Source organism: Klenkia sesuvii (assembly GCF_037083825.1).
GTDB lineage: Bacteria > Actinomycetota > Actinomycetes > Mycobacteriales > Geodermatophilaceae > Klenkia > Klenkia sesuvii.
In genome coordinates this window covers 148,885-157,799 of sequence record NZ_JBAPLU010000010.1, presented here as the reverse complement: position 1 = coordinate 157,799, position 8,915 = coordinate 148,885, and the positions used below count along the sequence as shown (strand labels likewise).

General features: G+C 69.9%; 18 protein-coding genes. All 18 read left to right on the top strand.

Going from position 1 to position 8,915, the window contains the following annotated elements; genetic code table 11:
- The first annotated feature begins 120 nt into the window (after window positions 1-120).
- The 18 genes from rpsJ (at window position 121) to rplR (ending at window position 8,909) form a co-directional block, all read left to right on the top strand.
- Complete coding sequence (gene rpsJ / locus TEK04_RS12065) at window positions 121-426, top strand: 30S ribosomal protein S10 (RefSeq protein WP_014742859.1); 306 nt, start codon at window positions 121-123, stop codon at window positions 424-426.
- Window positions 427-439: 13 nt separating this feature from the next.
- Window positions 440-1,105, top strand: a complete 666-nt coding sequence (gene rplC, locus TEK04_RS12060) for a 50S ribosomal protein L3 (RefSeq protein ID WP_336404582.1) — start codon at window positions 440-442, stop codon at window positions 1,103-1,105.
- Window positions 1,102-1,872, top strand: coding sequence for a 50S ribosomal protein L4 (gene rplD, locus TEK04_RS12055; protein WP_336404581.1), 771 nt, complete (start codon window positions 1,102-1,104; stop codon window positions 1,870-1,872). Before rplC ends, rplD begins: the two co-directional genes overlap by 4 nt.
- On the top strand, window positions 1,869-2,171 hold the full coding sequence (gene rplW / locus TEK04_RS12050; protein ID WP_092802599.1) for a 50S ribosomal protein L23: 303 nt from the start codon (window positions 1,869-1,871) through the stop codon (window positions 2,169-2,171). The genes rplD and rplW overlap by 4 nt, the downstream gene beginning before the upstream one ends.
- A 53-nt stretch (window positions 2,172-2,224) precedes the next feature.
- Window positions 2,225-3,058 carry a 50S ribosomal protein L2 gene (gene rplB / locus TEK04_RS12045; RefSeq protein WP_336404580.1) on the top strand — a complete coding sequence of 278 codons (834 nt, stop codon included), beginning with the start codon at window positions 2,225-2,227 and terminating at the stop codon, window positions 3,056-3,058.
- 17 nt (window positions 3,059-3,075) lie between these two features.
- On the top strand, window positions 3,076-3,357 hold the full coding sequence (rpsS, locus tag TEK04_RS12040) for a 30S ribosomal protein S19 (RefSeq protein ID WP_091061398.1): 282 nt from the start codon (window positions 3,076-3,078) through the stop codon (window positions 3,355-3,357).
- A gap of 22 nt (window positions 3,358-3,379) precedes the next feature.
- Window positions 3,380-3,844, top strand: coding sequence for a 50S ribosomal protein L22 (gene rplV / locus TEK04_RS12035; protein ID WP_432277338.1), 465 nt, complete (start codon window positions 3,380-3,382; stop codon window positions 3,842-3,844).
- Window positions 3,844-4,770, top strand: a complete 927-nt coding sequence (gene rpsC / locus TEK04_RS12030; RefSeq protein WP_336404579.1) for a 30S ribosomal protein S3 — start codon at window positions 3,844-3,846, stop codon at window positions 4,768-4,770. Before rplV ends, rpsC begins: the two co-directional genes overlap by 1 nt.
- A gap of 3 nt (window positions 4,771-4,773) precedes the next feature.
- The gene (gene rplP / locus TEK04_RS12025; RefSeq protein ID WP_056289191.1) at window positions 4,774-5,190 is read left to right on the top strand and encodes a 50S ribosomal protein L16; all 417 of its coding nucleotides are present in this window, start codon (window positions 4,774-4,776) and stop codon (window positions 5,188-5,190) included.
- Window positions 5,190-5,423, top strand: coding sequence for a 50S ribosomal protein L29 (gene rpmC, locus TEK04_RS12020; protein ID WP_336404578.1), 234 nt, complete (start codon window positions 5,190-5,192; stop codon window positions 5,421-5,423). The genes rplP and rpmC overlap by 1 nt, the downstream gene beginning before the upstream one ends.
- Complete coding sequence (gene rpsQ, locus TEK04_RS12015) at window positions 5,420-5,728, top strand: 30S ribosomal protein S17 (protein ID WP_092802611.1); 309 nt, start codon at window positions 5,420-5,422, stop codon at window positions 5,726-5,728. The genes rpmC and rpsQ overlap by 4 nt, the downstream gene beginning before the upstream one ends.
- Window positions 5,729-5,930: 202 nt before the next feature.
- Window positions 5,931-6,299, top strand: a complete 369-nt coding sequence (gene rplN, locus TEK04_RS12010; protein WP_336404577.1) for a 50S ribosomal protein L14 — start codon at window positions 5,931-5,933, stop codon at window positions 6,297-6,299.
- 2 nt (window positions 6,300-6,301) lie between these two features.
- On the top strand, window positions 6,302-6,637 hold the full coding sequence (rplX, locus tag TEK04_RS12005; RefSeq protein WP_336404576.1) for a 50S ribosomal protein L24: 336 nt from the start codon (window positions 6,302-6,304) through the stop codon (window positions 6,635-6,637).
- A gap of 1 nt (window position 6,638) precedes the next feature.
- Complete coding sequence (gene rplE / locus TEK04_RS12000) at window positions 6,639-7,223, top strand: 50S ribosomal protein L5 (protein ID WP_336404575.1); 585 nt, start codon at window positions 6,639-6,641, stop codon at window positions 7,221-7,223.
- Window positions 7,224-7,242: 19 nt separating this feature from the next.
- Entirely contained in the window at window positions 7,243-7,428 is a 186-nt protein-coding gene (locus TEK04_RS11995; RefSeq protein WP_014742845.1) for a type Z 30S ribosomal protein S14, read from the top strand.
- 99 nt (window positions 7,429-7,527) lie between these two features.
- A complete protein-coding gene (gene rpsH / locus TEK04_RS11990) occupies window positions 7,528-7,938 on the top strand; it encodes a 30S ribosomal protein S8 (protein ID WP_091061410.1) in 411 nt (136 codons plus the stop codon).
- 15 nt (window positions 7,939-7,953) lie between these two features.
- A complete protein-coding gene (gene rplF / locus TEK04_RS11985; RefSeq protein ID WP_336404574.1) occupies window positions 7,954-8,493 on the top strand; it encodes a 50S ribosomal protein L6 in 540 nt (179 codons plus the stop codon).
- On the top strand, window positions 8,493-8,909 hold the full coding sequence (rplR, locus tag TEK04_RS11980; RefSeq protein WP_336404573.1) for a 50S ribosomal protein L18: 417 nt from the start codon (window positions 8,493-8,495) through the stop codon (window positions 8,907-8,909). The genes rplF and rplR overlap by 1 nt, the downstream gene beginning before the upstream one ends.
- Window positions 8,910-8,915 lie beyond the last annotated feature (6 nt).

Sequence of the window (8,915 nt, the reverse complement as noted above, 5' to 3'; positions counted from 1 at the left end):
TGAGCGCCCCCCCCCCACCACCCGGGTCTGCCCGGGGCACCACACCCGGGTCGTCCGACCCAGCAATCACGTCCGCACGGACTTCCAGCAACACCCGATCGGCAGGAGCGAGACAAGGCGATGGCGGGACAGAAGATCCGCATCCGGCTGAAGGCCTACGACCACGAGGCCATCGATGCCTCGGCGCGGCGCATCGTGGACACGGTGACCAAGACCGGAGCGCGCGTCGTCGGCCCGGTGCCGCTGCCGACCGAGAAGAACGTGTACTGCGTCATCCGCTCGCCGCACAAGTACAAGGACTCGCGCGAGCACTTCGAGATGCGCACGCACAAGCGGCTCATCGACATCCTCGACCCGACGCCGAAGACGGTCGACGCGCTGATGCGCATCGACCTGCCGGCCTCGGTCGACGTCAACATCCAGTAAGGGCACCGAGACAATGGCGAGCACATTCCGCGGTCTCCTCGGCGAGAAGCTGGGGATGACCCAGGTCTTCGACGAGAACAACCGCATCGTGCCGATCACCGTGGTCAAGGCCGGCCCGTGCGTGGTCACCCAGGTGCGCACGCCCGAGGTGGACGGCTACTCGGCCATCCAGATCGGGTTCGGCGCGATCGACCCCCGCAAGGTGAACAAGCCCGAGGGCGGGCACTTCGCCAAGGCGGGCGTCACGCCGCGACGGCACCTGGTCGAGCTGCGCACGAAGGACGCCGGCGACTACACGGTCGGCCAGGAGCTGACCGCCGACGTCCTCGCGGACCTCGCGACCGTCGACGTGATCGGCAAGAGCAAGGGCAAGGGCACCGCGGGTGTCATGAAGCGCCACGGGTTCAAGGGCCTGGGCGCCGGGCACGGCGTGCAGCGCAAGCACCGCTCGCCCGGCTCGATCGGTGGCTGCGCCACCCCGGGTCGTGTGTTCAAGGGCATGCGCATGGCGGGCCGGATGGGCGCGGTCACGACGACCACGCTGTCCCTCAAGGTCCACAAGGTCGACACGGAGAAGGGTCTGGTGCTCATCAAGGGCGCCGTCCCCGGTCCGAAGGGTGGGTTGGTCCTGGTCCGCTCCGCGGTCAAGGGTGGCCCCGTGGGGAGTGACACGAAGTGACCAGCTCGCAGACGACCGAGCGCACCGACCGGACGGTCGACGTGCTCGACCCGGCCGGCGAGAAGACCGGCACCGCCACCCTCCCGGGTGCGCTGTTCGACGCCAACGCCAACGTCTCGCTGATGCACCAGGTGGTCGTGGCGCAGCTCGCTGCAGCACGCCAGGGCACCCACGCGACCAAGACCCGGGCGCAGGTCAGCGGTACGGGCGCCAAGCCCTACCGCCAGAAGGGCACCGGCCGGGCCCGCCAGGGCTCGCTGCGCGCGCCGCAGTTCGAGGGCGGTGGCATCTCGCACGGCCCGCAGCCGCGGACCTACGAGCAGAAGACCCCCAAGAAGATGAAGGCCGCCGCGCTGCGCGGTGCCCTCTCCGACCGGGCCCGCGAGGGCCGGGTGCACGTGGTGTCGGCGTTCGTGACCGGTGACGCCCCCTCGACCAAGGGCGCCCTCGCCGCGCTGAACGCCGTCAGCACCGCCAAGCGCGTGCTCGTCGTCCTCGACCACGACGACGTCCTCAACTGGGTGAGCCTGCGCAACCTCGCGCACGTGCACCTGCTCGAGGCCGGCCAGCTCAACACCTACGACGTGCTGTGCGCCGACGAGGTCGTCTTCACCGAGGCCGCGCTCGCCGAGTACGTGGCCGGCCCGGTCAAGGGCAAGAGCGGCCGCGGTCGGGCCAGCAGCGCCGAGCTGCCGGACCTGGAGACCCACGAGATCGACAGCGAGGTGCCCTCGGTGGCGCCCGCGACCACCGAGGAGAAGGCATGAGCGTCCGCGACCCCCGGGACGTCCTGCTGTCCCCGGTCATCTCGGAGAAGAGCTACGGGCTGCTCGACGAGAACAAGTACACGTTCATCGTCCGTCCCGACGCCAACAAGACCCAGATCAAGATCGCTGTGCAGCAGGTCTTCAACGTGAAGGTCCTGTCCGTGAACACGATCAACCGACCGGGCAAGCGGAAGCGCTCCAAGGGCGCCGTGATGGGCAAGCGCAAGGACACCAAGCGCGCCATCGTCTCCGTCGCTGCCGGCGACCGCATCGAGCTCTTCGGCGGTCCGGGCGCCTGAGCGCACCGGACCAGCGACCTCACGCCAGATCAGACAGGGACTGAGTAGGAACCATGGCCATCCGTAAGTACAAGCCGACGACGCCGGGCCGACGCGGCTCGTCCGTCGCCGACTTCGCCGAGGTCACCCGCGACCACCCCGAGAAGTCGCTGGTCCGCCCGCTGCACGGTCGGGGCGGCCGCAACGTCCACGGCCGCGTCACCGCGCGCCACCAGGGCGGTGGGCACAAGCGTGCCTACCGGCTCATCGACTTCCGTCGGGCCGACAAGGACGGCGTGCCGGCCACCGTCGCGCACATCGAGTACGACCCCAACCGCACGTCGCGCATCGCGCTGCTGCACTTCGCCGACGGCGAGAAGCGCTACATCATCGCGCCGGCCCGCCTCAAGCAGGGCGACGTGGTGGAGTGCGGCCCGAACGCCGACATCAAGCCCGGCAACAACCTGCCGCTGCGCAACATCCCGGTCGGCACCGTGGTGCACGCCATCGAGCTGCGTCCCGGCGGCGGCGCGAAGATCGCCCGCTCGGCCGGCACGAGCGTCCAGCTGGTCGCCCGCGAGGGCCGCTTCGCCCAGCTGCGCATGCCCTCCGGCGAGATCCGCAACGTCGACGTCCGCTGCCGCGCGACGGTCGGCGAGGTCGGCAACGCCGAGCAGTCCAACATCAACTGGGGCAAGGCCGGCCGCATGCGGTGGAAGGGCAAGCGCCCCACCGTCCGCGGTGTCGCGATGAACCCGGTCGACCACCCGCACGGTGGTGGTGAGGGGAAGACCTCCGGTGGTCGCCACCCGGTCAACCCCAAGGGCAAGCCGGAGGGCCGCACGCGCAAGCGCAAGGCCTCCGACGCCATGATCGTGCGCCGTCGTCGCACCAACAAGAAGCGCTGAGCGGGTAGGGGAAGACAATGCCAAGGAGCCTGAAGAAGGGCCCGTTCGTCGACGACCACCTGCTCGCCAAGGTGGACGCCCAGAACGAGAAGGGCACCAAGAACGTCATCCGCACCTGGTCGCGGCGTTCGACGATCATCCCGGACATGCTCGGCCACACCCTGGCCGTGCACGACGGCCGCAAGCACGTCCCGGTCTTCGTGACCGAGGCCATGGTCGGGCACAAGCTCGGCGAGTTCGCGCCCACGCGCACATTCCGTGGGCACGTCAAGGACGACCGTCGGTCGCGGCGCGGCTGAGCGGCACGAGGAGAATCTTCAGATGACTTCCCAGCTGGGGACCGACGCACCGGTCGCCCGGGCCACGGCCCGGTTCGTCCGCGTCACCCCGATGAAGGCCCGGCGGGTGGTGGACCTCATCCGCTACCTGCCCACCGACGAGGCGCTGGCGCTGCTGCGCTTCGCCCCGCAGACCGCCAGCGAGCCGGTGGCCAAGGTCGTCGCCTCCGCGGTGGCCAACGCCGAGCACAACCTGCAGCTCGACCCGGCCGCGCTGGTCGTGAGCGCGGCCTACGTCGACGAGGGCCCGACGCTCAAGCGCATCCGGCCGCGCGCCCAGGGGCGGGCGTTCCGCATCAACAAGCGCACGTCGCACATCACCGTCGAGGTCAGCGAGGTCGCCTCGAGCGCCGAGCTCGCCGCGCGGTCGCGCAAGGCACGTCGTGAGACCGGGCAGTCCGGTCCCGCGACCCAGCAGAAGGCCAACACGAAGGGAGGGACCCGCTAGTGGGTCAGAAGGTCAACCCGCACGGGTTCCGCCTCGGGATCACCACCGACTACAAGTCGCGCTGGTTCGCCGACAAGCAGTACGCGGACTACGTCAAGGAAGACGTCGCCATCCGCAAGCTGATGGGCAAGGGCATGGAGCGCGCCGGCATCTCGAAGGTCGAGATCGAGCGCACCCGCGACCGTGTCCGCGTCGACATCCACACCGCGCGCCCGGGCATCGTCATCGGCCGCCGCGGCGCCGAGGCCGACCGCATCCGGGGTGAGCTGGAGAAGCTCACCGGCAAGCAGGTGCAGCTGAACATCCTTGAGGTGAAGAACCCCGAGTCCGACGCGCAGCTGGTCGCCCAGGGCGTCGCCGAGCAGCTCTCCAGCCGGGTCAGCTTCCGTCGTGCGATGCGCAAGGCCATGCAGTCGGCCCAGCGCAGCCCGCAGGTCAAGGGCATCCGGGTGCAGTGCTCCGGTCGTCTGGGCGGCACCGAGATGAGCCGGTCGGAGTTCTACCGCGAGGGTCGCGTGCCGCTGCACACCCTCCGCGCGAACATCGACTACGGCATCTACGAGGCCCGCACCACCTTCGGCCGCATCGGCGTGAAGGTCTGGATCTACAAGGGCGACGCCTCCGGCTCCCGTGCCGAGCGCGAGGCCCTGGAGGCCCTGGCGCAGCGTCAGCAGCGCCGCGAGCGGGCTCAGCGCCCCCGTCGGTCGGGTTCGACCGGCACCACCGCCGGTGGCACCGAGGCCGGCCGCGCCGCGGCCGAGGGCCCCGGCACCACCGAGCCCACCCAGGCTCCTGCCGAGGACACCACCGCCACGGCGGTGGACACCTCGACCGAGGCCGCTCCCGCGCAGAGCGTCGGCGAGGCCGTCGGCGCCGAGGGCGCCGCGACGGCGCAGGCCGCCGGTGCCGAGACCACGGAGGGCTGACAGATGCTGATCCCGCGTCGCGTCAAGCACCGCAAGCAGCACCGTCCCGACCGCACCGGCCGGGCCAAGGGCGGCACCGCGATCAACTTCGGCGAGTACGCCATCCAGGCCCTCGAGCCGGCGTACGTCACCAACCGCCAGATCGAGTCCGCCCGTATCGCCATGACCCGGCACATCAAGCGTGGCGGCAAGGTGTGGATCTCGATCTACCCCGACCGTCCGCTGACCAAGAAGCCCGCCGAGACCCGCATGGGTTCGGGCAAGGGCTCGCCCGAGTGGTGGGTCGCCAACGTGAAGCCGGGCCGCATCATGTTCGAGCTGTCGGGTGTCGACGAGCCCATCGCCCGCGAGGCGATGCGCCGTGCCATCCACAAGCTCCCCATGAAGTGCCGCTTCATCACCCGTGAAGGAGAGGTGTGATGGCCGCCGGCCTGACCGCCCCGGAGCTCCGCGAGCTCTCGGCCGAGGAGCTCGCCACGCGTCTGCGTGAGTCGAGGGAAGAACTGTTCAACCTGCGGTTCCAGGTGGCCACCGGCCAGCTGGACAACAACCGGCGCCTGCAGACCGTGCGCCGCGACATCGCCCGGATCTACACGATCATGCGCGAGCGCGAGCTGGGCCTGTCGGTCGCCCCGAGCGAGGGTGTGGCATGAGCGAGACCACCAACGAGACCAACGAGGCCGTCGCCTCCGGTCCCGGCCTGGCCGGTCGCGGCTTCCGCAAGGTCCGCGAGGGCCTCGTCGTCTCCGACAAGATGGACAAGACCATCGTCGTCGAGGTCGAGGACCGCGTGAAGCACGGCCTGTACGGCAAGATCCTGCGCCGCACGAGCAAGCTGAAGGCGCACGACGAGGCCGGCACCGCCGGCATCGGCGACCGCGTCCAGATCATGGAGACCCGGCCCATGTCCGCCACCAAGCGGTGGCGCCTGGTCTCGGTGATCGAGAAGGCCAAGTAGTCCTCGGGTGCGCCCCACGACGACCCCGCTGGTGGCGGGGGAGTCGTGGCGCGTACCCTGGACGACTGGCGCGCCCCGGGGCGTGCCGACATCCGGGACCTGACGGCCGGCGGCGTGAGCCGCCGGCTGTCGCACGTGAGTCCCGACCGCCGCTTCACCGTTCCGGCCCGGCGGTCAGCCCAGACACCACAGGAGTCATGCAGTGATCCAGCAGGAGTCGCGACTGCGCGTCGCCGACAACACCGGTGCCAAGGAGATCTTGTGCATCCGTGTTCTCGGTGGCTCCGGTCGTCGCTACGCGGGCATCGGCGACGTCATCGTCGCCACCGTGAAGGACGCCATCCCCGGCGCGGGGGTCAAGAAGGGCGACGTCGTCAAGGCGGTCATCGTCCGCACCGTGAAGGAGCGTCGTCGTCCCGACGGCTCCTACATCCGCTTCGACGAGAACGCCGCGGTCATCATCCGCGACAGCGGCGACCCGCGCGGCACCCGCATCTTCGGCCCGGTCGGCCGCGAGCTGCGTGACAAGCGCTTCATGCGGATCATCTCGCTCGCCCCGGAGGTGTTGTGACCATGGCCGAGAAGACCCCCTCTCTCAAGGTCAAGAAGGGCGACCAGGTCGTCGTCCTGTCCGGCAAGGACAAGGGTGCCAAGGGCCGCGTCATCGCCGCCTTCCCCAAGACCGGCAAGGTGCTCGTCGAGGGCATCGGCCGGGTCAAGAAGCACACCCGCGTGAGCACCACCCAGCGTGGTGCGCAGTCGGGCGGGATCGTGACCCAGGAGGCCGCCATCCACGTGAGCAACGTGATGGTCGTGGACTCCGAGGGCAACCCCACCCGCATCGGGTACCGCAAGGACGAGGACGGGCGCAGCATCCGTGTCTCGAAGCGAACCGGCAAGGACCTGTGACATGAGTGCACCCACCCGAGAGCTGCCCCGGCTGCTCGCCCACTACCGCTCGGACATCGCGCCGGCCCTGATGAGCGAGTTCGGCTACGCCAACGTCATGCAGATCCCCGGCCTGACCAAGATCGTCGTCAACATGGGCGTGGGCGAGGCCACCCGCGACGCCAAGCTCATGGACGGCGCGGTCCGCGACCTCACCGCCATCACCGGCCAGAAGCCTGCCGTGGTGCGCGCCCGCAAGTCCATCGCCCAGTTCAAGCTGCGCGAGGGCATGCCCATCGGTGCGAAGGTCACCCTCCGCGGTGACCGCATGTGGGAGTTCCTGGACCGGCTGCTCAGCCTCGCCCTGCCCCGCATCCGCGACTTCCGCGGCCTGAACTCCAAGCAGTTCGACGGCCACGGCAACTACACGTTCGGCCTCACCGAGCAGTCGATGTTCCGCGAGATCGACGTCGACAAGATCGACCGCCCGCGTGGCATGGACATCACGCTGGTCACCACCGCCACCACCGACGAGGAGGGTCGCGAGCTGCTGAGCCTGCTCGGCTTCCCCTTCGCCGGCCAGACCGTCGTCCAGACGACTCGCTGAGCCGGGAACAGGAGACACCATGGCCAAGAAGGCGCTCGTCAACAAGGCGGCCCGCACCCCCAAGTTCAAGGTCCGCGGCTACACCCGGTGCCAGCGCTGCGGACGTCCGCACGCGGTCTTCCGCAAGTTCGGGCTGTGCCGCATCTGCGTCCGGGAGATGGCCCACGCGGGCGAGCTCCCCGGCGTGACCAAGTCCTCCTGGTGATCTGCGCCCCGCAGAGCACCACCTCCCAGCACCACTGATCGCCGAGAGGCCCTCCGCACCGCGCGGAGGGAACCGCGGCGAGAGAGGCACGACCGACACATGACGATGACCGACCCGATCGCGGACATGCTCACGCGGCTGCGGAACGCGAACTCCGCGTACCACGACGCCGCGGCCATGCCGTCGTCGAAGCTCAAGACCAAGATCGCCGAGATCCTCCAGCAGGAGGGCTACATCGCCGGCTGGAAGGTCAACGACGTCGAGAAGGACGGCCAGGTCCGCAAGGAGCTGGTGGTCGACCTGAAGTACGGCCCGAACCGCGAGCGGAGCATCGCCGGCGTCCGGCGCGTGTCCAAGCCCGGTCTGCGCGTGTACGCGAAGTCCACCGCACTGCCCAAGGTCCTCGGCGGGCTCGGGGTGGCGATCATCTCCACCTCGACCGGTCTGCTGACCGACAAGCAGGCGAACAAGAAGGGCGTGGGTGGGGAAGTCCTCGCCTACGTCTGGTAAGGGAGCAATCTCCAGATGTCTCGAATCGGACGACTCCCGGTCACCGTGCCCGGCGGCGTGGACGTCGCCATCGACGGTCGCACCGTCAACGTGAAGGGCCCCAAGGGCGCCCTGTCCCACACCCTCGCCTCCCCGATCTTCGTGGAGAAGGACGACGCCGGCGCGCTGCTCGTGCAGCGGCCCGACGACGAGCGCGAGAGCCGTGCCCTGCACGGTCTCTCCCGCACGCTGATCGCCAACATGATCACCGGTGTCACCGAGGGCTACACCAAGACGCTCGAGATCGTCGGCGTCGGCTACCGCGTGCAGGCCAGGGGCAGCGACCTCGAGTTCGCCCTCGGCTTCAGCCACCCGGTCCTGGTGAAGGCCCCCGAGGGCATCTCCTTCACCGTCGAGGCCCCGACCCGCTTCAAGGTCAGCGGCATCGACAAGCAGCAGGTCGGCGAGGTCGCCGCCAAGATCCGCAAGCTGCGCCGCCCCGACCCCTACAAGGGCAAGGGTGTGCGGTACCAGGGCGAGGTCATCAAGCGCAAGGTCGGGAAGACGGGCAAGTGATGGCAGACACCAAGACCAACGAGAAGGTGGCCCGGGTGCACAAGCCCGTGGGCACCGACGCCAGCACCGCGCGTCGCGTCTCGCGCGCGCGGCGCCACAACCGGCTGCGCAAGCGCGTGTCGGGCACGCCCGAGCGTCCCCGCATGGTGGTCAAGCGCAGCTCGCGCCACGTGCACGTGCAGGTCGTCGACGACACCCAGGGCATCACCCTGGTGAGCGCCTCGACCATGGACGCCGCGCTGCGCGGCACCGCCGGCGACAAGTCGGCCCTCGCGCGCCAGGTCGGCGCGCTGGTGGCCGACCGGGCCAAGGCCGCGGGCATCTCCGCCGTGGTCTTCGACCGTGGTGGCAACCGCTACCACGGCCGTCTGGCGGCGCTCGCCGACGGCGCCCGCGAGGGCGGGCTGGACTTCTGATGCGCG